Annotated in this window: 23 protein-coding genes; 21 read left to right on the top strand and 2 right to left on the bottom strand. The window is 60.6% G+C overall.

The genetic code is table 11. From position 1 onward, the window contains the following. The first annotated feature begins 115 nt into the window (after positions 1–115). From AC1RMD_RS01920 to AC1RMD_RS01895, 6 genes are all read left to right on the top strand, one after another. Positions 116–886, top strand: coding sequence for an ABC transporter ATP-binding protein (locus AC1RMD_RS01920; protein WP_492923107.1), 771 nt, complete (start codon positions 116–118; stop codon positions 884–886). After that, positions 886–1593 carry an ABC transporter ATP-binding protein gene (locus tag AC1RMD_RS01915; RefSeq protein ID WP_492923105.1) on the top strand — a complete coding sequence of 236 codons (708 nt, stop codon included), beginning with the start codon at positions 886–888 and terminating at the stop codon, positions 1591–1593. The genes AC1RMD_RS01920 and AC1RMD_RS01915 overlap by 1 nt, the downstream gene beginning before the upstream one ends. Positions 1594–1656: 63 nt before the next feature. Further along, on the top strand, positions 1657–2865 hold the full coding sequence (locus AC1RMD_RS01910; RefSeq protein ID WP_492923103.1) for an ABC transporter substrate-binding protein: 1209 nt from the start codon (positions 1657–1659) through the stop codon (positions 2863–2865). A 92-nt stretch (positions 2866–2957) separates the two neighbouring features. After that, positions 2958–3842, top strand: coding sequence for a branched-chain amino acid ABC transporter permease (locus AC1RMD_RS01905; RefSeq protein WP_492923101.1), 885 nt, complete (start codon positions 2958–2960; stop codon positions 3840–3842). A 10-nt stretch (positions 3843–3852) separates the two neighbouring features. After that, positions 3853–4836: a branched-chain amino acid ABC transporter permease gene (locus tag AC1RMD_RS01900; RefSeq protein ID WP_492923099.1), complete on the top strand. Its 984-nt coding sequence runs from the start codon at positions 3853–3855 to the stop codon at positions 4834–4836. Positions 4837–4956: 120 nt separating this feature from the next. Further along, positions 4957–7014, top strand: coding sequence for a 3-hydroxybutyrate oligomer hydrolase family protein (locus AC1RMD_RS01895; protein ID WP_492923097.1), 2058 nt, complete (start codon positions 4957–4959; stop codon positions 7012–7014). Between the two features lie 3 nt (positions 7015–7017). Here AC1RMD_RS01895 and AC1RMD_RS01890 read toward each other — a convergent pair whose 3' ends face one another. Continuing rightward, positions 7018–8184, bottom strand: a complete 1167-nt coding sequence (locus AC1RMD_RS01890; RefSeq protein ID WP_492923095.1) for an iron-containing alcohol dehydrogenase — start codon at positions 8182–8184, stop codon at positions 7018–7020. Between the two features lie 146 nt (positions 8185–8330). Between AC1RMD_RS01890 and AC1RMD_RS01885 the strand changes: the two genes are divergently transcribed. From AC1RMD_RS01885 to AC1RMD_RS01815, 15 genes are all read left to right on the top strand, one after another. Continuing rightward, positions 8331–9095, top strand: coding sequence for a sulfite exporter TauE/SafE family protein (locus AC1RMD_RS01885; RefSeq protein WP_492923561.1), 765 nt, complete (start codon positions 8331–8333; stop codon positions 9093–9095). Positions 9096–9262: 167 nt separating this feature from the next. After that, complete coding sequence (gene mnmG, locus AC1RMD_RS01880; RefSeq protein WP_492923093.1) at positions 9263–11194, top strand: tRNA uridine-5-carboxymethylaminomethyl(34) synthesis enzyme MnmG; 1932 nt, start codon at positions 9263–9265, stop codon at positions 11192–11194. Further along, positions 11191–11841, top strand: a complete 651-nt coding sequence (rsmG, locus tag AC1RMD_RS01875) for a 16S rRNA (guanine(527)-N(7))-methyltransferase RsmG (protein ID WP_492923091.1) — start codon at positions 11191–11193, stop codon at positions 11839–11841. The genes mnmG and rsmG overlap by 4 nt, the downstream gene beginning before the upstream one ends. A 111-nt stretch (positions 11842–11952) precedes the next feature. After that, positions 11953–12723, top strand: coding sequence for a ParA family protein (locus tag AC1RMD_RS01870; protein ID WP_445231353.1), 771 nt, complete (start codon positions 11953–11955; stop codon positions 12721–12723). Between the two features lie 9 nt (positions 12724–12732). Continuing rightward, entirely contained in the window at positions 12733–13620 is an 888-nt protein-coding gene (locus tag AC1RMD_RS01865; protein WP_492923089.1) for a ParB/RepB/Spo0J family partition protein, read from the top strand. A 277-nt stretch (positions 13621–13897) separates the two neighbouring features. Further along, complete coding sequence (locus tag AC1RMD_RS01860; protein ID WP_036622994.1) at positions 13898–14263, top strand: ATP synthase subunit I; 366 nt, start codon at positions 13898–13900, stop codon at positions 14261–14263. A 21-nt stretch (positions 14264–14284) separates the two neighbouring features. Continuing rightward, positions 14285–15085: a F0F1 ATP synthase subunit A gene (gene atpB, locus AC1RMD_RS01855; RefSeq protein WP_492923086.1), complete on the top strand. Its 801-nt coding sequence runs from the start codon at positions 14285–14287 to the stop codon at positions 15083–15085. 62 nt (positions 15086–15147) lie between these two features. Then, positions 15148–15423, top strand: coding sequence for a F0F1 ATP synthase subunit C (atpE, locus tag AC1RMD_RS01850; RefSeq protein ID WP_008443432.1), 276 nt, complete (start codon positions 15148–15150; stop codon positions 15421–15423). 42 nt (positions 15424–15465) lie between these two features. Then, a complete protein-coding gene (locus tag AC1RMD_RS01845) occupies positions 15466–15936 on the top strand; it encodes a F0F1 ATP synthase subunit B (RefSeq protein ID WP_020703971.1) in 471 nt (156 codons plus the stop codon). Between the two features lie 2 nt (positions 15937–15938). Further along, the gene (locus tag AC1RMD_RS01840) at positions 15939–16484 is read left to right on the top strand and encodes a F0F1 ATP synthase subunit delta (protein WP_492923084.1); all 546 of its coding nucleotides are present in this window, start codon (positions 15939–15941) and stop codon (positions 16482–16484) included. Positions 16485–16546: 62 nt separating this feature from the next. After that, entirely contained in the window at positions 16547–18088 is a 1542-nt protein-coding gene (gene atpA, locus AC1RMD_RS01835) for a F0F1 ATP synthase subunit alpha (RefSeq protein WP_492923082.1), read from the top strand. A gap of 60 nt (positions 18089–18148) precedes the next feature. Then, positions 18149–19024, top strand: a complete 876-nt coding sequence (atpG, locus tag AC1RMD_RS01830) for a F0F1 ATP synthase subunit gamma (RefSeq protein ID WP_492923080.1) — start codon at positions 18149–18151, stop codon at positions 19022–19024. A gap of 29 nt (positions 19025–19053) precedes the next feature. Beyond that, positions 19054–20454: a F0F1 ATP synthase subunit beta gene (atpD, locus tag AC1RMD_RS01825; RefSeq protein ID WP_026334776.1), complete on the top strand. Its 1401-nt coding sequence runs from the start codon at positions 19054–19056 to the stop codon at positions 20452–20454. A gap of 60 nt (positions 20455–20514) precedes the next feature. Beyond that, entirely contained in the window at positions 20515–20937 is a 423-nt protein-coding gene (locus AC1RMD_RS01820; RefSeq protein ID WP_026334777.1) for a F0F1 ATP synthase subunit epsilon, read from the top strand. A 60-nt stretch (positions 20938–20997) separates the two neighbouring features. Beyond that, positions 20998–21390, top strand: coding sequence for a hypothetical protein (locus AC1RMD_RS01815; RefSeq protein WP_492923077.1), 393 nt, complete (start codon positions 20998–21000; stop codon positions 21388–21390). Here AC1RMD_RS01815 and AC1RMD_RS01810 read toward each other — a convergent pair. Beyond that, the gene (locus AC1RMD_RS01810) at positions 21377–21721 is read right to left on the bottom strand and encodes a helix-turn-helix domain-containing protein (protein ID WP_492923075.1); all 345 of its coding nucleotides are present in this window, start codon (positions 21719–21721) and stop codon (positions 21377–21379) included. The genes AC1RMD_RS01815 and AC1RMD_RS01810 overlap by 14 nt on opposite strands. Positions 21722–21869: the final 148 nt, after the last annotated feature.

The following is a 21869-nucleotide window of genomic DNA, read 5'->3' as shown; positions in this document are numbered from 1 at the left end:
GCCCGCTAGGCCTAGATCAAAAGCGGACCGTAGTTATACTGTATTGTTAGCCAATTTGTTACTGTGTATGATTTGAAAAAATTTAGTAGTTTGAAAAGAATAACTAGGAGACAGAATGTCCGGCGTTATCTTGGAAACAAAGCATCTGACCAAGGAATTCAAGGGATTCACCGCGGTCAATGATGTGAATTTAAAAGTGCAGCGCGGCCACATCCACGCGCTGATCGGCCCCAATGGCGCCGGTAAAACCACGTGTTTCAATCTGCTCACTAAGTTTTTAGTGCCCACCTCGGGCCAGATTCTCTTCAACGGCAAGGACATCACCGCGGCCAGGCCGGCGCAGATCGCCCGCATGGGCGTGATCCGGTCGTTCCAGATTTCCGCTGTGTTTCCGCACCTGACGGTGCTGCAAAACGTCCGCATCGGATTGCAGCGCCAGCTCGGCACCAGCTTCAATTTCTGGCAGAGCGAACGGTCGCTGAGCAAGTTGAACGATCGCGCCATGCAGTTGTTGGCCGAGGTCGACCTGACCGAATTCGCCGACACCATCACCGTCGATATGCCTTACGGCCGCAAGCGCGCCTTGGAAATTGCCACCACGCTGGCGATGGAACCGGAGCTGATGCTGCTGGACGAACCGACCCAGGGCATGGGCCACGAAGACGTGCACCGCGTGACGGAATTGATTAAGAAAGTTTCAGCCGGCCGCACCATCCTGATGGTCGAACACAATATGAAAGTGGTGTCCGGCATCTGCGACAAGATCTCCGTTTTGCAGCGCGGCGCGATGCTGGCCGAAGGCACTTACGCCGAAGTTTCAAGTAATCCACAAGTGATGGAAGCCTACATGGGTACCGAAGCCGCCGTACTGGAAGGAGCCCACTGATGACGGCCGCTCTGGAAATCTCCCACCTGCAAACCTGGTACGGCGAATCGCATATTTTGCACGACGTGAATCTGACGGTGCAGCCGGGCGAGGTGGTCACGCTGCTGGGCCGCAACGGCGCCGGCCGCACCACCACCTTGCGCGCGATCATGGGCCTGACCGGCGCCCGCAAGGGTTCGATCAAGGTCAACGGCGAGGAAGCGATCGGCATGCCGACCCATAAAATCGCCCACCTCGGCATCGGCTATTGCCCGGAAGAGCGCGGCATTTTCTCGTCGCTGTCGACCGAGGAAAACCTGATGCTGCCGCCGCAGCTGGCGACCGGCCAGAAGGGCATGTCGGTCGAGGAAATCTACGCCATGTTCCCCAACCTGGAAGAGCGCAAGCACAGCCAGGGCACGCGCCTGTCGGGCGGCGAGCAACAGATGCTGGCGGTGGCGCGCATCCTGCGCACCGGCGCGCGCCTGCTGCTGCTCGATGAAATCTCCGAAGGGCTGGCGCCGGTCATCGTGCAGGGCCTGGCCCGCATGATCACCACGCTCAAGGCCAAGGGCTACACCATCGTCATGGTGGAACAGAATTTCCGGTTTGCCGCCCCGCTGGCGGACCGGTTTTACGTGATGGAACACGGTCAGATCGTCGAGACCTTTGTTGCATCGGAATTGAGCGCCAAGATGCCGGTGTTGACCGAACTTCTGGGCGTCTGAAGTTTGCAAGGCAAGTGGAAAAAAATAAGCAATAACACTACTTCTTGAACCAACGGAGACAAAATGAAACTTAAAGCCATCACCATCGCAGCCACCGCCGTGTGCGCACTCGGCCTGTCCTTTGCTGCCCAAGCCCAGGTTTCCGGCGACACCATCAAGATCGGCATGATCACCGACATGTCCGGCCTGTACACGGATATCGACGGCGCCGGCGGTGCCGAGGCCATCAAGATGGCGATTGCCGACGCCGGCGTGGTCATCGCCGGTAAAAAGGTCGAGTTCATCTCCGCCGACCACCAGAACAAGGCCGACATCGCCGCCTCCAAGGCGCGCGAATGGTTCGACCAGCAGGGCGTCGACCTGCTGATCGGCGGCACCAACTCGGGCGCCAACCTGGCCATGGCCAAGGTCGCGGCCGAGAAGAAGAAAGTCTTCATTTCGATCGGCGCCGGCTCGGCCCGTTTGACCAACGAGGAATGCACGCCGTACACGATTCACTACGCCTACGACACTATCGCGCTGGCGCGCGGCACCGGCGGCGCCATCGTCAAGCAGGGCGGCAAGAGCTGGTACTTCATGACCGCCGACTACGCCTTCGGCCAGTCGCTGGAAAAAGACACCGCCGACGTGGTGAAAGCCAACGGCGGCAAGGTGATGGGCGCGGTCAAGCATCCGCTGTCGGCGTCGGACTTCTCGTCCTTCCTGCTGCAGGCGCAGTCGTCGGGCGCGCAGATCCTGGGCCTGGCCAACGCCGGCGGCGACGCGATCAACTCGATCAAGGCCGCCAACGAGTTCGGCATCACCAAGAAAATGAAACTGGCCGGCCTGCTGATCTTCATCAACGACGTGCACTCGCTGGGCCTGAACCTGACCCAGGGCATGTACCTGACCGACGGCTGGTACTGGGATGCGAACGCCGACACCCGCGCCTGGTCGAAGCGCTACTTCGAGAAGATGAAGAAGGAACCGTCGATGCTGCAGGCGGCCGACTACTCGGCGGCGGCCAGCTACCTGAAGGCGGTCAAGGCCGTCGGCACCGACGACACCGACAAGGTCATGGCCTACCTGAAGGCGAACAAGATCAACGACATGTTCGCCAAGAACGGCGTGATCCGTCCGGACGGCCGCATGGTCCACGACATGTTCCTGATGGAAGTGAAGAAGCCGTCGGAATCGAAGTATCCATGGGATTACTACAAGGTCGTCGCCACCATTCCGGGCGACCAGGCGTACGCCACCAAGGCGGAAACCAAATGCTCCCTGTGGAAATAAGCTGAGTTGTACACAGGCCGGGCGCCCTTGCCCGGCCTTTCTCTGGTGCCACGCCTGCCCGTCCGGGACGGCGATCTTTATATTGTGATCTCATGGAAATATTCGGCTACCCCTTGCCCATGATTATGAGCCAGCTGATGCTGGGCCTGGTCAACGGCTCCTTCTATGCCATGCTGTCGCTCGGCCTGGCGGTGATCTTCGGCCTGCTGAACGTGATTAATTTCTCGCACGGCGCGCTGTACATGATGGGCGCGTTTGTCGCCTGGATGGGCATGGCCTACCTCGGCCTGAACTACTGGGTGATGCTGGTGCTGGCGCCGCTGGTCGTCGGCCTGTTCGGCATCATCGTCGAAAAGACCATGCTGCGCTGGCTCTACAAGCTGGACCATCTTTACGGCCTGCTGCTGACCTTCGGCATCACGCTGCTGGTCGAAGGCGTGTTCCGTTCGTTCTACGGCGTGTCCGGCCAACCGTTCCAGGTGCCGGAGGCGCTGGCCGGGGCGACCGACCTCGGCTTCATGGTGCTGCCGAACTACCGCGCCTGGGTGGTGGTGGCGTCGGTGGCGGTGTGCCTGTCGACCTGGTTCGTCATCGAGAAGACCAAACTGGGCGCCTACCTGCGCGCCGGTACCGAGAATCCCAAGCTGGTCGAAGCCTTCGGCATCAACGTCCCGCTGATGGTGACGCTGACCTATGGCTTCGGCGTCGCTTTGGCGGGCTTTGCAGGGGTGCTGGCGGCCCCGGTGATCCAGGTGCAGCCCCTGATGGGTCAGAACTTGATTATCGTCGTATTCGCGGTTGTAGTGATCGGTGGCATGGGTTCGATCATGGGCTCCATCCTGACCGGCCTCGGCCTGGGCATTATCGAAGGCCTGACCAAGGTGTTCTACCCCGAGTTCTCGTCGACGGTGGTGTTCCTGGTGATGGTCATCGTGTTGCTGATCCGTCCTGCCGGCTTGTTCGGCAAAGAAAAATAAGAGGCCGTTGATGAATAAGAACTTAGGTTACCTGGTCGCCTTCGCGATCGCGCTGGCGGCGCCGTTTGTCGGCTATCCGATCTTCCTGGCCAAGCTGCTGTGCTTTGCGCTGTTCGCCAGCGCCTTCAACCTGCTGATCGGCTTTACCGGTTTGCTGTCGTTCGGCCACGCGGCCTTCTTCGGCGCCGCCGGCTACGTGGCCGGCAACGCGATGAAGATGTGGGGCTGGCCGGTCGAACTGGGCCTGCTGGCCGGGGTCGCGGCCGGCGCCCTGGTCGGCCTGGTGATGGGCGCGCTGGCGATCCGCCGCCAGGGCATCTACTTCTCGATGATCACGCTGGCGCTGGCGCAGATGGTGTACTTCGGCGCGTTGCGCGCCGGCGAGTTCACCGGCGGCGAAGACGGCTTGCAAGGCGTTCCACGTGGAAAATTGCTGGGCCTGGTCGACCTGTCCAACGATACCGCGCTGTACTTCTTCGTGCTGGGCGTGGCCGTGCTGGCCTTCATGCTGATCGTGCGCACGGTGCATTCGCCGTTCGGCCAGGTGCTGAAGGCGATCAAGGAAAACGAGCCGCGCGCGATTTCGCTGGGCTACGATGTGGACAAGTACAAGCTGCTGGCCTTCGTGCTGTCGGCCGCGCTGACCGGCCTGGCCGGCGCGTCCAACATGCTGGTGCAGGGTTTCGAAACGCTGACCGACGTGCACTGGAGCATGTCGGGCCTGGTGATCCTGATGACCCTGGTCGGCGGCATGGGCACGTTTGCCGGTCCGATGCTGGGCGCCATCCTGATCATCGCGTTGGAAAACAAGCTGGGCGATTTCGGCATCTTCATGGTCGCCCATACCGGCATCGAATGGTTCAACACCATCGGCGAGGCGGTCAACATGGTGATCGGCTTTATCTTCATCGTTTGCGTGCTGCTGTTCCGGCGCGGCATCGTCGGCGAGATCGTCGCCAAGTTCGCCTTCAACAACGGCAAAAAACCAGCTTGACGTAGCGCACACGCCGGACGTTCTGTCCGGCGTTTTTTTTTCATCGGTAGTAAATTTTGTCTGGCCGCCGGCCGGAGTGGGAGTAGTCCGTCCGTAACTTTTATCGACATAGAGGATGACATGCATATCAAGAAAATTTCGCTGGCGCTGGCTGGCATTGCGCTGACCGCTTGTGGCTCCAATGAACCCAACTCGGCCGAGGATTTGAACGTACTGCCGACATACCTGGGCACCATCAGCAGCAAGAGCTACGACGGCACCACCGACGATCTGCTGACCGCCGGCCTGGGCGCGACCGGCCTGGCCGGCGCCACGCCCGCGTATGTCGACCCGACCAATCCCACTGCCACCGAGCTGCGCCGCAACGCCATCCACGCCAACTACCGCGCCGTGCTCGATATCAACGCCAACAGCGGCTACGGCACCTTGTACGGCCCGAATGTGGACGCCAAGGGCGCGATCGGATCGGGGCAGGGCATGATCGCCGGCACCGAGTACATCGCCTATTCCGACGACGGCACGGGCAACCAGAACGTGACGTTGATGGTGCAGATACCGACCGGCTTCGACATCAACAATCCCTGCATCGTCACCGGCACCTCGAGCGGCTCGCGCGGCATCTATGGCGCCATCGGCAGCGCCGGCGAATGGGGCCTGAAGAACAACTGCGCCGTGGCCTATGCCGACAAGGGCAGCGGCACCGGCCTCTACACCTTCGACGACGACAGCGTGAACCTGCAAAACGGCGTGCGCGCCACGCGCACCGCGGCCGCCAAGAACGCCATGTTCGCACCGGCATTGAGCGATGCCGACCGCGCCGCGTTCGCCTCGTCGTCGCCGGCGCGCATCGCCTTCAAGCACGCGCACTCGCAGCAGAACCCGGAAAAGGATTGGGGCAAGGTCACGCTGCAATCGCTGGAATTCGCCTTCTACGTGCTGAACGAAAAGTACGGCGTGCTGGCCAAGGACAACAAGAGCCACATCGTGCGGCTGACGCCGAAGAACACGGTGACGATCGCCTCCAGCATTTCCAACGGCGCCGGTTCGGCGCTGCTGGCTGCGGAACAGGACGCCAAGGGCCTGATCGGCGGCGTGGCGGCCACCGAGCCGCAAGTGCAGCCCAAGACCGCCACCGGCTACACGGTGCGCCAGGGCGGCGTCAACGTGACGGGGCAGGGCAAGGCGCTGTTCGACTACTCGACCTTTGCCGCGCTGTACCAGCCGTGCATCGCCTCCACCGCCGCCGCGCCGGGCCGTTGCACGGCGCTGGCCGCCAAAGGCTTGTTGACCGGCGCCGACCTGCCGTCGCAGCAGGCCGATGCCAAGGCCCGCTTGAAGGCTTACGGTTGGCTGTTGGATTCCGATGTCCTGCAAGCGTCGCACGCCGGCACCAACATCCTGGTGGCGGTGACCTATGCCAACGCCTACGGCAAGTTCTCGGTGACGGACAAGGTGTGCGGATTCTCGTTTGGCGCGACCGATGCGACCGGCGCGCCGGTGGCCTTCACGGCGGCGCAAAAGGCCGGCAGCTTTGCGACGCAAAGCGGCATCGTCGGCAGCGTGGTCTATGAGAATTCGGTGGGCGGCGCCAAGGCCTACAACTTGGGCGTGTCGCCGAGCAGCACGCTGGCGGACCAGTCGCTGGACGGCTTCCTGTGCCTGCGTTCGCTGGCGACGGGTGTCGATCCGGTCACCGGCAACGCGCTGGGGGCGACGCTGGCGGCGCAAAGCGCGCGCGTGAAGGCGGGCATGGCCGAGGTGGCGGCGACCGGCAATCTGCGCGGCAAGCCGGCCATCATCGTGCACGGACGCAGCGACACGCTGATCCCGGTCAACTTTGCAGCGCGTTCCTATGTGGGGCTGAATGCATCGGCGGAGGGGGGGGCGAGCAAGCTGCGCTACATCGAAGTGACCAACGCCAACCACTTCGACTCGTTCACCAACGCGCTGCCGGCCAATATCGTGCCGTTGCACATCTACCTGTTCCGCGCGCTGGATGCGATGCTGGCCAACCTGCGCAGCTCGGCCGTGGCCTTGCCGCCGTCGCAGGTGGTGCGCACGGTAACGCGTATCGACAACACTTCGCTGATCACGGTGGCGAATGTCCCGCCGATCGCCGCCGCGCCCGGCGCCAATGCAATCACGGTTACCGGCACCACGGTCGATGTGCCGAACTAAGGTCTACAAGGCCGCCGCGTAGATCGCCCTCGCATCGTCGCGCGTGACGGTGCGGGGGTTATTCCCCAACAAGCGGGTCTGGAGCATGGCGTCATCCGCCAGCCGGTCCAGATCCGTTTCCCTGATCCCGACCTGCTGCAAGGTCCGCTCTATCCCGGTGATGGTGGCTATTTGTTGCATCGCAACAACCAGTGCTTCTGTCCTCGCCTCGGCGCTGCCGCTGGCCTGAGGCACGACGATCTCCGCCAATTCCGCGTACAGCGTTGCCGCCTCCGGCGCATTGAAGCGCAGCACGTGCGGCAGCACCAGCGAGTTCGACAGCCCATGCGGCACGTGGAAGATGCCCCCTATCGGATACGCCAGCGCATGCACCGCCGCCACCGGCGCATTGGAAAACGCCTGCCCCGCCAACATCGCGCCGAGCAGCATGGCTTGCCGCGCCGCCAGGTCGCGGCCGTTTTCGCAGGCGCGGATCAGATTCGCCGACAGCAGGCCCAGCGCCTTGCGCGCGAAGAGATCGGACAGCGGGTTCTTTTTGTGGCGGCTGGTGTAGGCCTCGATCGCGTGCACCATCGCGTCGATGCCGGTCGCGGCGGTGACCAGGGGCGGCAGGCCGATGGTCAGTTCGGCGTCCAGCAATGCCAGATCGGCATAGAGTTGCGGCGCGACGACGCCCATTTTCGTGGTAGTCCCGGTGGTGACGATGGCGATGTTGGTGACCTCGGAGCCGGTGCCGGCGGTGGTCGGAATCTGCACCAGAGGCAGCCGCGCACCCTGCACATTGCCGATGCCGTAGATGGCGCTGAGCGGCTGGTCGCTGCCGGCCAGCACGGCGATCAGCTTGGCGACGTCCATCGAGCTGCCGCCGCCGAGGCCGATGACGAGGTCGGCGCGATGCTTGCGGGCGGCCGCCACCGCGTCCAGCACCACCTGCTCCGGCGGGTCCGCCACGACCTTGGAATAGACCTCGACCGCCAGGCCGGCGGCGCGCAGGCTGGCGGCCGGCGCTTCGACCAGGCCGGTTCCCAGGAAGCCGGGATCGGTGACCAGCAGGGCGCGCCTGGCCGCCGGGAAGCGCTGGACGATATGCTCGCCCAACCTCCCGGCTGCGCCGAGCTCGGAAACGATGTGGGCGACGGTGCTGAATGCGAACGCTGGGAAGTCGGTCATGGCGGTTCCAGGGTGGTGGGTTTCACGTGAAGCTTACCTCATGCGAGGCCCGCGTGCCTGTCGTGGTCCATGCCGGATGCGCATGAGCCGCACTGAATTTCTTCCGTACAATATGGCCTTTCGCAAGCGTTGAGGATGGCAAGGTGATGGTTGAGTATCTGGTGTTGGGAGTGGCGGCGTTCGGTGCGGGGTTGGTGGACGCGGTGGTCGGGGGCGGGGGACTGGTGCAACTGCCGGCGATGTTCTCGGTGTTTCCCAACACGGCGCCCGCCACGCTGATCGGCACCAACAAACTGGCCAGCATCTTCGGCACCGGTGTGGCGGCGGTCAGCTACGCGCGCCGGGTTGCCATCGCCTGGTCGGTCGCCACGCCTGCGGCGTTGGCCGCGTTGATCTTCGCCTTCCTTGGGGCCTACACGGTGACCAAGGTCTCGGCCGAGTTCATGCGCCTGCTGCTGCCGGTGGTGCTGGTGGCGGTGGCCATCTACACCTTCGCCAAGAAAGACTTCGGCAGCGTGCACGCGCCGATCCACTCGGGTGCCAGGGAGCAGACGCTGGCGCTGCTGATCGGCGCCGGCATCGGCTTCTACGATGGCTTCTTCGGGCCCGGCACCGGCAGCTTCCTGGTGTTCCTGTTTGTGCGCATCTTCGGCTTCGACTTCCTCGGCGCCTCGGCCGTGGCCAAGATCGTCAACGTCGCCTGCAACTTTGCCGCGCTGATCTGGTTCGGCTACAGCGGCCACCTGATGTGGCAGCTGGGCGCGATCATGGCGGTGGCCCAGATCGCCGGCTCCATCATCGGCTCGCGCCTGGCGATGAAGCATGGCAGCGGATTCGTGCGCAAGCTGTTCCTGGTCGTGGTGACGATACTGATCCTGAAAACTGGCTACGATGCATGGTTGCGTTGGTGATATTGTTTCACGTGGAACAAAGCGAGGGCTCTTGTCGGGAACGACAAGGGCCCTTTTTCAATGTTTCACGTGGAACAATCCAGCGATATTTTTTTGCTTAAAAAAGTCGCAGCCACAAAAAGACTCTATAATCTGACCTTGATCCCTTCGCTTTAACCAATTCCAACATGCTATTTCCTACAAAATTCGACGTCATCGTCGTCGGTGGTGGTCACGCCGGCACCGAGGCGGCCCTCGCTTCGGCCCGCATGGGCCAGAAGACCTTGCTGCTCACGCATAACATTGAGACGCTGGGCCAGATGTCGTGCAATCCCTCCATCGGTGGTATCGGCAAAGGCCATCTGGTCAAGGAAGTCGACGCCATGGGCGGCGCCATGGCCATCGCCACCGATGAGTCCGGCATCCAGTTCCGCATCCTGAACTCATCCAAAGGCCCAGCCGTGCGCGCCACCCGCGCCCAGGCCGACCGCATCCTGTACAAGCAAGCCATCCGTTCGCGCCTGGAAAACCAGCCCAACCTGTGGCTGTTCCAGCAGGCGGTCGACGACCTGATGGTGGAGGGCGACCGCGTGATCGGCGCCGTCACCCAGATCGGCCTGAAGTTCCTGGCGCCGGCCGTGGTGCTGACTGCCGGTACGTTCCTCGACGGGAAGATCCACGTCGGCCTGCAGAACTACTCGGCCGGCCGTGCCGGCGATCCGCCGGCGATCTCGCTGTCGGCCCGCCTGAAGGAACTGAAGCTGCCGCAAGGCCGCCTGAAGACCGGCACGCCGCCGCGCATCGACGGCCGCAGCATCGACTTCTCGCTGATGACCGAACAGCCTGGCGACCTCGATCCGGTGCCGGTGTTCTCGGTGATGGGCAATGCCGCCATGCACCCTGCGCAGATGCCGTGCTGGGTCACGCACACCAACACCGAGACCCACGACATCATTCGTGCCGGCCTGGATCGCAGCCCGATGTACACCGGCGTCATCGAAGGTGTCGGCCCGCGCTACTGCCCGTCGATCGAAGACAAGATCCACCGCTTCTCGTCCAAGGAATCGCACCAGATTTTCCTGGAGCCGGAAGGCCTGACGACCAACGAATTCTATCCAAACGGCATCTCCACCAGCCTGCCGTTCGACGTGCAAATCGCCCTGGTGCGCTCGATGAAGGGCATGGAGAACGCCCACATCCTGCGTCCCGGCTACGCCATCGAATACGATTATTTCGACCCGCGCGGCCTCAAAGCATCGCTGGAAACCAAGGCGGTTGGCGGCCTGTATTTCGCCGGCCAGATCAACGGCACCACCGGCTACGAAGAAGCGGCGGCGCAGGGCATGCTGGCCGGCATCAACGCCGCGCTGCAAACCCAGGGCCGCGAAGCCTGGACCCCGGCCCGTTCCGAAGCCTACCTGGGCGTGATGGTCGACGACCTGGTCACGCAAGGCGTGATGGAGCCGTACCGGATGTTCACCAGCCGCGCCGAGTATCGCCTGAGCCTGCGTGAAGACAATGCCGACATGCGCCTGACCGAAATCGGCCGCAAACTGGGCGTGGTGGGCGACGCGCAGTGGCAGGCATTCGAGACCAAGCGCGAAGCCGTCGCGCGCGAACTGGAGCGTTTGCGTTCCACGTGGGTCAATCCACGCATCCTGGAAGCGGCCGAATCCGAGCGCGTTATCGGCCAGGCGATCGAGCGCGAGTACTCGCTGGCGAACCTGCTGGCCCGTCCCGGCGTCGACTACGACAAGCTGATGAGCCTGTCCGGCATCGACGGCCGCGAGCTGGCCGGCCCCGGCGTGGCCGACGAAGCGGTGCGCGAACAGGTGGAAATCCAGCTCAAATATTCGGGCTATATCGACCGCCAGACCAAGGAAGTCGAGCGCCATGAGCACTACGAAAACCTGAAATTGCCGGAAGGTTTCAACTACCTGGACATCACCGCGCTGTCGGTGGAAGTGCGCCAGAAGCTGCACGCGCAGCGTCCGGAAACACTGGGCCAGGCATCGCGCATCTCCGGCGTGACCCCGGCGGCGATTTCGCTGCTGCTGGTGCACCTGAAGAAGGCCGGTTTCGGCGGATTTTTGAATCAAAAAGATGAGGCTGTTCAATGAAGGTGTTTGACCGTGTAGCCATTGCGGATGTTTTAAAACAAGGCATCAACAGCCTGAAACTGGGCCTCGGCGACGATCAGGTGGAGAAATTGCTGGACTACCTGGCGCTGCTGAACAAGTGGAATTCGGTGTACAACCTGACCTCGGTGCGCGATCCGATGCAGATGGTCACCTTGCATGTGCTCGATTCGCTGGCGGCGGTGCCTGCCTTCGCCGGCGCCCGGAACGTGCTGGACGTGGGAGCAGGGGGTGGCTTGCCGGGCATGGTGCTGGCGATCAGCCGTCCGGACATGAAAGTGTCGATGATCGACACGGTGCACAAGAAGACCGCGTTCCTCAACCAGGTGAAGGCGGAGTTGGGCCTGGCCAACGTGACGGTGTACACCAAGCGCGTGGAGCAGCTGGAAGTGAAGACGAAGTTCGACGTCATCACCTCGCGGGCTTTTGCCGACCTGTCCGACTTCGTCAACTGGTCGGGGCACCTGCTGCAAGAGGGCGGGCGATTCATAGCCCTGAAAGGCACGGCACCGGCGGAGGAGCGGGAGCGGCTGCCGGAGCCATGGAAAGTGCAGAAACTGGAGCCTTTGGAAGTGCCGGGGCTGGACGCGGAGCGCCACCTGGTTTTCATCCAGGCCGAAACCAAGTAAATGATTTATACGATATAAATGGTTTATACAGTTTATTCTGTATAAACAGTATAAATCGTTTATATCGTTTTAATAGTATAAATAATTAAGAAGCACAACCCAAAGAAATACATGGCGAAAATTTTTTGCGTAGCGAATCAAAAGGGTGGCGTGGGCAAGACCACCACGACGGTAAACCTGGCCGCCGGATTGGCAAAGCTGAACCAGCGGGTACTGCTGGTCGACCTGGACCCACAAGGCAACGCCACGATGGGCGCAGGCATCAACAAGGCGGGACTGCCGGCATCGACCTATGAGGTGATGCTGGGCGAATCCGACGTGGCCACCGCGCGCCAGCGTTCGGAGCCGGGCCAGTTCGACGTGCTGCCCTCCAACCGCGAGCTGGCCGGCGCCGAAGTCGAGATGGTCTCGCTGGAGAACCGCGAGCGCCGCCTGAAGGACGCGCTGGCCCTGGTCGACAAGGAGTACGACTTCATCCTGATCGACTGCCCGCCGGCGTTGTCGATGCTGACCCTGAACGGCCTGTGCGCCGCGCACGGCGTCATCATCCCGATGCAGTGCGAGTACTACGCGCTGGAAGGCTTGTCCGACCTGGTCAACACGATCAAGAAGGTGCACGCCAACCTGAACCCGGACCTGAAGATCATCGGCCTGCTGCGCGTGATGTTCGATCCGCGCATGACGCTGTCGCAGCAAGTGTCGGCCCAGCTGGAGCAGCACTTCGGCGACAAGGTCTTCAAAACTATCATCCCCCGCAACGTACGCCTGGCCGAAGCGCCGTCCTACGGCCTGCCGGGCGTCACCTTCGATCCATCCTCCAAGGGTGCGCAGGCGTATATCGCCTTCGGCGCCGAGATGGTCAAGCGCATCAAGAAAATGTAAGGCAATCACATGGCAACCAAAAAACTCAAAGGCCTGGGTCGCGGCCTGGACGCGCTGCTCGGCGGCGACGGCGACCTCACCACTGCGGACGCCAACACGCCGTCCGAACTCCCGGTCGCGCAAATGCAGGCCGGCAAATATCAGCCGCGTACCCGTATGGATGAGGGCGGCTTGCAGGAGCTGGCGGCGTCGATCAAGACCCAGGGCATCATGCAGCCCATCCTGGTGCGTCCGGTCGGCAGCGACAAGCTGACCGGCGCCATCAAGTACGAGATCATCGCCGGCGAACGCCGTTTCCGCGCCGCGCAAATCGCCGGCCTGGAAGTGCTCCCTGTTTTGGTGCGCGACGTGGACGACCAGGCCGCCGCCGCGATGGCGCTGATCGAAAACATGCAGCGCGAGGATTTGAATCCACTGGAAGAGGCGCAGGGCATCCATCGCCTGATCACCGATTTCAGTTTCACCCACGAGCAGGCGGCCACGGCTGTTGGCCGTTCGCGCAGCGCCGTGTCCAACCTGCTGCGCCTGATGAACCTGGCGAACCCGGTGCAGACCATGCTGATGGCCGGCGATATCGACATGGGCCACGCCCGCGCGTTGTTGTCGGTGGATGCGGCCACGCAGATCAACCTGGCCAACATGGTCATCGCCAAACGGTTGTCGGTGCGTGAAACTGAAAAGTTGGTGGCAAAAACGCTGGAAGATCAAAAAGCCTCGCCGACCGAAGCGCGCCAGAAAGAAAAGTCCGGCGACATCGTCCGCTTGGAGGAAGAGCTGTCCGACAAGCTGGCCACGCCGGTGGTGTTCAAGATGGGCGCCAAAGGCCGCGGCCAGATGATCATCGACTTCGCCGACCTCGACATCCTCGACGGCGTCCTCGCCCGCCTGCGCGCCTAAACCCGGGGTCAAGTCTGACATTCGGACACGAGCTCTACCGTAACGGTAGCTACGGTAGAGCTCGTGTCCGAATGTCAGACTTGACCCCGAAGCTAATAAAAAACGAAAACGCTTAACTGGTTCCAACTTGGTGCAACCGGCTCGGAAATGTTTATAAAAACGTCGCTTTCGTGCACCAATTGCTCTGCTGCGGTGCAGCAATGTTTGACGTGATACAGTAAAGACACATATAATCCCGTGTCTTTGGGTTTTATCGGCTTTTCAGGGAGCTCGCCAGATGAATGATTCGACGAGTATTTCCAAGCCGGTGTTTAAAGTCGTCGCCCTCCAGTTAGCCATCGCAACTGGATTCGCCTTGCTCGCCTGGAACTTGGGTGGAGTACTCAAAGCTTGGTCGGCCGCCTATGGCGGAGCAATCGCAGTCATCGGGAGTCTGATGTACGCGATGATTGTTGCGGGCGGAACAAATGACGCCAAAAAAGCTTTCCGGTCGCATGTACGCGCCGAAGTTGTAAAAATATTTATCACGGTAGTGCTGTTTGTTTTGGCACTGGCGCTGTTTCAGTCGGCCTCTTGGTTATGGCTGATCTTGGGTTTCGCGGTGGCAACCTTAGCTTATTGGTTTTCACTGCTCGCAATTTAATCACCAAAATCTAATACTTTTATGACCACAGAAAACGCTGTAGGGGCACACGATGCGCCCACCAACATTGAGTATATTCAGCATCACCTGTCGCACCTGAAGTCTGCCGACGGCGCCTATAACCTGGACACGTTCTGGGTTTCGGCCGTTCTGGGCATGATCTTCCTCGGCGTGTTCTACATGGCCTCGCGCCGTGCGACCGCCGGTGTGCCGGGCAAGCTGCAAAACTTCGTCGAAGCCGTCATGGAGCTGGTCAACGAAGTCGTCAATTCCGCATTCCACGCCAAGAGCAAGGTCATCGCGCCGCTGGCCATCACGATCTTCTGCTGGGTTTGGCTGATGAACGCGATGGACTTCCTGCCGGTCGATCTGCTGCCCAAGCTGCTTGGCTACGTTGGCGTCCACAAGCTGCGTGTCGTGCCGACCGCCGACGTCAATCACACTTTCGGCATGTCGTTCGGCGTCATGCTGTGCATTATTGGTTTCTCGATCAAAGCCAAAGGTCTCGGCGGCTGGGGTAAAGAGTTGCTGACCGCTCCGTTCCACGCCCACGGCTTCATGGCCATCGTGCTGGCCCCGGTCAACTTCGCCTTCCAGATGATCGAGTTGCTGGCTAAGCCACTGTCGCTGTCGCTGCGACTCTTCGGCAATATGTACGCCGGCGAGCTGCTGTTCATTCTGATCGCTCTGCTGCCATGGTGGGCGCAGTGGCTGCTGGGTGGTCCTTGGGTTATCTTCCACATCCTGGTGGTGACCCTGCAAGCGTTTGTGTTTATGGCGTTGACTGTTGTGTATCTGAGCCTTGCGGTTGAGAAACATTAAGCAACAAATCGTTTTAACTTTTTAGTATCTGTAGTCTTTTTTAAAATCTTAGGAGAAATTCAATGCAAGCTCTGATCGCACAAGTACAAAGCATGACCGTTCTGGCCGCAGCAATCATCATCGGCCTGGCCGCTATCGGCACCGCACTCGGTTTCGCAATTCTGGGCGGCAAATTCCTGGAAGCGTCGGCTCGTCAACCTGAACTGATGCCACAACTGCAAACCAAACTGTTCGTTATCGCTGGTCTGCTGGATGCGATCTCGATGATCGGCGTCGGCGTTGCTCTGCTGTACACCTTCAGCAACCCGTTCCTGGCAGCTGTTCTGGCGGCACATTAATTCGCTCCCTTCTAGGAGAAACTTTTAGTTAGGAGCAAAGGTATGGACATCAATATGTCTCTCATCGGTCAGATGATCACCTTCGCGGTGTTGGTCTGGGTTTCGATGAAGTTCGTATTTCCATCGCTGAATGCAGCGTTGGATGAGCGTGCCAAGCGTATCGCTGACGGTCTGGCTGCGGCCGACCAAGGCCAGCAAGCGATGGTAGTGGCTGAGAAGCGCGCCAGCGAAGCGCTGGCAGGTGCACGCGAAGAAGCTTCGCAACGCGTTGCCGACGCTGAAAAGCGCGCGCAACTGGTAGCAGAAGAAATCAAAGCAAATGCACAAGCCGAAGCGGACCGCATCATTGCGCAAGCCAAGGCCGACGCCGATCAGCAACTGGCCAAAGCGCGCGACACGCTGCGCGCTCAGGTGGCTGACCTGGCTGTGAAGGGCGCCGAGCAAATCCTCAAGCGCGAAATCAACGCGTCGGCCCACGCCGATCTGTTGTCGCGCCTGTCTGTCGAGCTGTAACCATGGCAGAAAACGCAACCGTCGCCCGTCCCTACGCGGAAGCTTTGTTCCGCGTAGCCCAAGCAGGTAAGGAATCGTTCAACCTCGCGGCGTGGTCCGAACTGGTGGCCGAACTGGCCCAGATCGGTGCCCACCCCGAGGTGCAAGCATTCGCCCGCAACCCGAAAGCGTCGGCTAGCGATGTGAGCGCCGCCATTTCGGCACTGGTCAAGTCGCCGTTGAACACGGAAGCGAAAAACTTCCTGGCGATGCTGATCGACAACGGCCGTATCAGTCTGCTGCCGGAAATCGGCGCGCAATTCCTGGCGTTGAAAAACGCCGTGGAAGGTGCGGCAGACGCCGACATCACCAGCGCCTTCGACCTGAGCTCGGCTCAAGTGAGCGAACTGGTCGCCACGCTGGAGAAGAAATTCAGCCGCAAGCTGAACCCGGTCGTGACCGTGGATCCAGCGTTGATCGGCGGCGTGCGCGTGGTTGTTGGCGATCAGGTGCTGGACACGTCGGTCCGCGCCAAGTTGCAGCAATTGCACGTTGCGCTGGTCGCGTAAGCGCCGCTTAGAACAGATTCTTCCCCTCGCGCAAGCTGAGAGAAACACTTTTAGGAGTTAGTATGCAACTCAACCCATCTGAAATCAGCGAGCTGATCAAGAGCCGTATCGAAGGCCTTGATGGCGGCGCTGAAGTACGCAACCAAGGCACGGTTATTTCCGTCGCCGACGGTATCGTTCGCATCCACGGTCTGTCGGACGTGATGCAGGGCGAAATGCTGGAATTCCCTGGTAACACCTTTGGTCTGGCGATGAACCTGGAGCGCGACTCCGTGGGCGCCGTGATTCTGGGTGCTTACGAGCACATCTCCGAAGGCGACACGGTCAAGTGCACCGGCCGCATTCTGGAAGTGCCGGTCGGTCCTGAACTGCGTGGCCGTGTGGTCAACGCCCTGGGCCAGCCGATCGACGGCAAAGGCGCCATCGACGCCAAGCTGACCTCGCCAATCGAAAAGATCGCTCCAGGCGTTATCGCCCGTGAGTCCGTCTCGCAGCCGATGCAGACCGGTCTGAAATCGATCGACGCGATGGTACCAATCGGCCGCGGCCAGCGCGAGCTGATCATTGGCGACCGTCAAACTGGTAAGTCCGCCGTGGCGGTTGATGCGATCATCAACCAAAAAGGCCAGGGCATGACCTGCATCTACGTGGCTATCGGTCAGAAAGCCTCGACGATCAAAAACATCGTGCGTTCGCTGGAAGCGCACGGCGCGATGGAATACACCATCGTCGTCGCCGCCACCGCGTCGGAATCGGCAGCGATGCAGTACATCTCGGCCTACTCCGGCTGCACCATGGGCGAGTACTTCCGCGACCGCGGTGAAGACGCGCTGATCGTGTACGATGACCTGTCGAAGCAAGCAGTTGCCTACCGTCAGATCTCGCTGCTGCTGCGCCGTCCACCAGGCCGCGAAGCCTACCCAGGCGACGTGTTCTACCTGCACAGCCGTCTGCTGGAACGCGCAGCACGCGTCAACGCCGACTACGTCGAAGCCTTCACCGGCGGCGCAGTCAAAGGCAAGACCGGCTCGCTGACCGCACTGCCGATCATCGAAACCCAGGCTGGCGACGTTTCGGCGTTCGTGCCAACCAACGTGATTTCGATTACCGACGGCCAGATCTTCCTGGAAACCTCGCTGTTCAACGCCGGTATCCGTCCTGCGATTAACGCCGGTATCTCGGTGTCGCGCGTTGGTGGCGCCGCCCAGACCAAGGTCATCAAAAACCTGTCCGGCGGTATTCGTACCGACTTGGCGCAGTACCGTGAACTGGCTGCGTTCGCGCAGTTCGCTTCCGACCTGGACGAATCGACCCGCAAGCAGCTGGACCGCGGTGCCCGCGTGACCGAACTGCTGAAGCAGGCTCAGTACTCGCCACTGTCGATCTCCCTGATGGCCGCTTCGCTGTTCGCAGTGAACAAGGGCTTCCTGGATGATGTCTCGGTCAAGCAAGTGCTGTCGTTCGAAGCTGGCCTGCACGGCTACCTGAAGACCAAGCAAGCTGACCTGCTGTCCAAGATTGAAGCATCGAAGCAACTGGACAAAGACGGCGAAGCAGCGCTGTCGGCCGCCATTGCCGACTTCAAGAAATCCGGCGCATATTAAGCTAAACGGCGGTCCCGGTTGAACCCTGGATCGCCTGCAGCGCAGAAGGAGTAAGGACTCATGGCAGCAGGCAAAGAGATACGTGGCAAGATCAAGAGCGTAGAAAATACGAAGAAGATCACCAAGGCGATGGAAATGGTCGCCGCATCGAAAATGCGCAAAGCGCAGGATCGCATGCGCGCCGCCCGTCCCTACAGTGAGAAGATTCGCAATATCGCCGCTAATCTGGCTACCGCAAATCCGGAATACACCCACCCGTTCCTGGCTGAAGAGCAAAAGGAACAGGCGAAGGCAGTTGGCTTCATCGTCGTCACCACGGACAAAGGTCTGTGCGGCGGCATGAACACCAACGTGCTGCGCATGGTGACGGCGAAAACCCGTGAGCTGGAAACAGCCGGCAACAAGATTGCCGCGGTAGCTATCGGTAACAAAGGTTTGGGTTTTTTGAATCGCGTGGGCGTTCCTGTCGTTGCGCAAGTAACGCAGATCGGCGACACGCCGCACCTGGAAAAACTGATCGGACCCGTCAAGGTCATGCTCGAGAAATTCCAGAACGGCGAAGTCGACGCAGTCTACCTGTGCTACACCAAGTTCATTAACACGATGAAGCAAGAGCCGGTAGTGGAGCAGTTGCTGCCACTGCCAGCCGCGAAGACGCAGGCCGACTCGGGTAATCACAACTGGGATTACATCTACGAGCCGGATGCTGCGACCGTGATTGATGAGCTGCTGGAGCGCTATGTTGAAGCGCTGGTGTACCAGTCGGTGGCGGAAAACCTGGCGTCCGAGCAATCGGCGCGTATGGTGGCGATGAAGGCTGCGAGCGACAACGCTGGCAGCGTGATCGGCGAATTGAAGCTGATCTACAACAAAACCCGCCAAGCTGCGATTACCAAAGAACTTTCCGAAATCGTCGCCGGTGCGGCTGCGGTTTAAACGAATTAAACTATATAGAAGGAACGAACATGGCTGATGGCAAAATCGTTCAGTGTATCGGCGCTGTGGTGGACGTAGAGTTTCCACGCAACGCGATGCCTAAGGTATTCGATGCCTTGAAAATGGCTGGCTCCGAGCTGACCCTGGAAGTACAACAACAGCTGGGCGACGGCGTGGTCCGTACCATTGCTCTGGGTTCGTCCGACGGCCTGCGCCGCGGCATGATGATCCAGAACACCGGCAAGCCAATCATGGTGCCAGTGGGCAAAGCGACCCTGGGTCGCATCATGGACGTGCTGGGCAACCCGATCGACGAATGCGGCCCGGTGTCGCACGAGCAGACCGCGTCGATCCACCGCGCGCCTCCTGCGTACGACGAACTGTCGCCATCGCAAGAGCTGCTGGAAACCGGCATCAAGGTGATCGACCTGGTGTGCCCGTTCGCCAAAGGCGGTAAAGTCGGCCTGTTCGGCGGCGCCGGCGTCGGCAAGACCGTGAACATGATGGAACTGATCAACAACATCGCCAAGGCGCACTCGGGTGTTTCCGTGTTTGCCGGCGTGGGCGAGCGTACCCGCGAAGGTAACGACTTCTACCACGAGATGGCCGATGCCAAAGTGGTCGATCTGGAAAATCCAGAGAACTCCAAAGTGGCGATGGTCTACGGCCAGATGAATGAACCACCAGGCAACCGTCTGCGCGTCGCGCTGACCGGTCTGACCATGGCGGAATCGTTCCGTGACGAAGGCAAGGACGTTCTGTTCTTCGTCGATAACATCTACCGCTTCACGCTGGCCGGTACCGAAGTGTCCGCACTGCTGGGCCGTATGCCTTCCGCAGTGGGTTACCAGCCTACCCTGGCCGAAGAGATGGGCCGTCTGCAAGAGCGCATCACCTCGACCAAGACCGGTTCGATCACCTCGATCCAGGCCGTCTACGTTCCAGCGGATGATTACACCGATCCTTCGCCTGCAACCACCTTCGGTCACCTGGATTCGACCGTCGCCCTGTCGCGTGACATCGCCTCGCTGGGTATCTACCCTGCGGTCGATCCACTGGACTCGACCTCGCGCCAGCTGGATCCGCTGGTCGTCGGTCAAGAGCACTACGACACCGCCCGCGCAGTACAGATGACCCTGCAGCGCTACAAAGAACTGCGCGACATTATCGCGATTCTGGGCATGGACGAACTGGCGCCGGAAGACAAACTGCTGGTGGCACGCGCACGTAAGATGCAGCGCTTCCTGTCGCAGCCGTTCCACGTTGCTGAAGTGTTTACCGGTTCGCCAGGTAAATACGTTTCGCTGAAAGACACGATCAAGGGCTTCAAAATGATCGCTTCCGGCGAACTCGATCACCTGCCAGAACAAGCGTTCTACATGGTCGGCACGATCGACGAAGCTATCGAAAAAGCCAAGAAGCTCAACTAATCATTGCGTTTCGATTGCGGCCCCGCGCGAGCGGGGCCGCATCACACCGACAGGACACACATGGCAAACACTATACACGTGGACGTGGTTTCCGCCGAGGAGTTGATCTACTCGGGCGAAGCCGAATTCGTCGCGTTGCCGGGCGAGCAGGGCGAGCTGGGGATCTACCCCAAGCACACGCCACTGATCACCCGCATCCGTCCGGGCGCGGTGCGCATCCAGGTTCCAGGTCAAGCCGAGGAAGAATTTGTCTTCGTCGCGGGCGGCCTGCTGGAAGTGCAGCCGGGCGCCGTGACGGTGCTGGCGGATACCGCGATTCGCGGCAAGGATCTGGACGAAGCCAAAGCGACGGCGGCCAAGAAACGTGCCGAAGAAGCGCTGGCGAACAACTCGTCCGGTATCGACTACGCAAAAGCGCAGGCCGAACTGGCAGCGGCCATCGGCCAGCTGGCGGCGATCGCCAAACTGCGCGCCAAGCACTAAGCAACGCATAGCATCACAGCAAAAAAGGCAGCCTCGGCTGCCTTTTTTTATGCCGAGAACATGAAAACAGAAACCGCCGTCGGCTTGTATCTCAAAATCGAAATCGCCTGTGTGGCCGGGGTGACGCTGTTCGTGCTGTATCTCGGGTGGATGATGGTCTTTTCGCCGTTTTCCCGCGCGGACTTCGATCAACAAGCCTGGGCTCTCGCCGCCGATGGCGACGACAACTGCAGCACGCGCGGCCCGATGGTCGATAGCCTGTTGAAAAAACACATCCAGATCGGCATGGAAAAGAGCAAACTCGTCGCGCTGCTCGGCAAGCCGGATACTGACCATGGCTACGAAGCCTCGTATGAACTGGGCTATTGCCAGACCTTCACCGATGGTGATACCTTGGATTTCCACTTCGATAGCCAGGACGCCTTAACAAAATACGTCATCACGACTCACTAGGCAGACTTTGATCTGCGCGCCGCAGGGTCGCCAATATCGCTTGCGGATTATCGAGAGCGATCGCCACCAAGGTGCGGGCGGGGCCGCTCGGTGGTTGGTGGCCTAGCTCCCATTCTTCAAGCGTCGAAACAGATACGCCTAAGAGCTGCGCAAATTCCTCAGGCGACATACCGGTGTTTTTTCGCGCGGCAGCAACGGGTGAGTACACCACCGTGCACAAGCCGGCCTGTATGTCCTTGGCGGCCTGCATCAACTCCGCGTACAAGTCACGCGTCGCCTCGAACTGTTCTAGTTCTTCATCGCTAAGGGGTAATGTTTTTTTCGTAGGCACGGCGTAGCTCCCTCAACTGGGCGGCGGTCCGGTTAACATCGATCGACTCTACGTCTACAAAGTATAGACGATTTGATTTGGCGCACCCGACGACCTGGTCGCGTGAAGGTTTTCGACTATCTCCAGGCAGTTCTAGCCAATCGTTACA

The organism is Duganella sp. GW822-FHT06D06 (genome assembly GCF_058799615.1).
Note: the sequence above shows the minus strand (reverse complement) of the source record. Positions and strands in the feature narration are given on the sequence as shown.

What these genes read in the sequence shown, in the direction of transcription:
- AC1RMD_RS01890 (WP_492923095.1), bottom strand. Translation starts at nt 8,184, where the DNA reads ATGACCGACTTCCCAGCGTTCGCATTCAGCACCGTCGCCCACATCGTT.
- AC1RMD_RS01820 (WP_026334777.1), top strand. Translation starts at nt 20,515, where the DNA reads ATGGCAAACACTATACACGTGGACGTGGTTTCCGCCGAGGAGTTGATC.
- AC1RMD_RS01845 (WP_020703971.1), top strand. Translation starts at nt 15,466, where the DNA reads ATGGACATCAATATGTCTCTCATCGGTCAGATGATCACCTTCGCGGTG.
- AC1RMD_RS01920 (WP_492923107.1), top strand. Translation starts at nt 116, where the DNA reads ATGTCCGGCGTTATCTTGGAAACAAAGCATCTGACCAAGGAATTCAAG.
- atpD (WP_026334776.1), top strand. Translation starts at nt 19,054, where the DNA reads ATGGCTGATGGCAAAATCGTTCAGTGTATCGGCGCTGTGGTGGACGTA.
- AC1RMD_RS01865 (WP_492923089.1), top strand. Translation starts at nt 12,733, where the DNA reads ATGGCAACCAAAAAACTCAAAGGCCTGGGTCGCGGCCTGGACGCGCTG.
- AC1RMD_RS01905 (WP_492923101.1), top strand. Translation starts at nt 2,958, where the DNA reads ATGGAAATATTCGGCTACCCCTTGCCCATGATTATGAGCCAGCTGATG.
- AC1RMD_RS01840 (WP_492923084.1), top strand. Translation starts at nt 15,939, where the DNA reads ATGGCAGAAAACGCAACCGTCGCCCGTCCCTACGCGGAAGCTTTGTTC.
- rsmG (WP_492923091.1), top strand. Translation starts at nt 11,191, where the DNA reads ATGAAGGTGTTTGACCGTGTAGCCATTGCGGATGTTTTAAAACAAGGC.
- atpG (WP_492923080.1), top strand. Translation starts at nt 18,149, where the DNA reads ATGGCAGCAGGCAAAGAGATACGTGGCAAGATCAAGAGCGTAGAAAAT.
- AC1RMD_RS01885 (WP_492923561.1), top strand. Translation starts at nt 8,331, where the DNA reads ATGGTTGAGTATCTGGTGTTGGGAGTGGCGGCGTTCGGTGCGGGGTTG.
- AC1RMD_RS01910 (WP_492923103.1), top strand. Translation starts at nt 1,657, where the DNA reads ATGAAACTTAAAGCCATCACCATCGCAGCCACCGCCGTGTGCGCACTC.
- mnmG (WP_492923093.1), top strand. Translation starts at nt 9,263, where the DNA reads ATGCTATTTCCTACAAAATTCGACGTCATCGTCGTCGGTGGTGGTCAC.
- AC1RMD_RS01870 (WP_445231353.1), top strand. Translation starts at nt 11,953, where the DNA reads ATGGCGAAAATTTTTTGCGTAGCGAATCAAAAGGGTGGCGTGGGCAAG.
- AC1RMD_RS01895 (WP_492923097.1), top strand. Translation starts at nt 4,957, where the DNA reads ATGCATATCAAGAAAATTTCGCTGGCGCTGGCTGGCATTGCGCTGACC.
- AC1RMD_RS01860 (WP_036622994.1), top strand. Translation starts at nt 13,898, where the DNA reads ATGAATGATTCGACGAGTATTTCCAAGCCGGTGTTTAAAGTCGTCGCC.
- AC1RMD_RS01815 (WP_492923077.1), top strand. Translation starts at nt 20,998, where the DNA reads ATGAAAACAGAAACCGCCGTCGGCTTGTATCTCAAAATCGAAATCGCC.
- atpB (WP_492923086.1), top strand. Translation starts at nt 14,285, where the DNA reads ATGACCACAGAAAACGCTGTAGGGGCACACGATGCGCCCACCAACATT.
- AC1RMD_RS01900 (WP_492923099.1), top strand. Translation starts at nt 3,853, where the DNA reads ATGAATAAGAACTTAGGTTACCTGGTCGCCTTCGCGATCGCGCTGGCG.
- atpA (WP_492923082.1), top strand. Translation starts at nt 16,547, where the DNA reads ATGCAACTCAACCCATCTGAAATCAGCGAGCTGATCAAGAGCCGTATC.
- AC1RMD_RS01915 (WP_492923105.1), top strand. Translation starts at nt 886, where the DNA reads ATGACGGCCGCTCTGGAAATCTCCCACCTGCAAACCTGGTACGGCGAA.
- atpE (WP_008443432.1), top strand. Translation starts at nt 15,148, where the DNA reads ATGCAAGCTCTGATCGCACAAGTACAAAGCATGACCGTTCTGGCCGCA.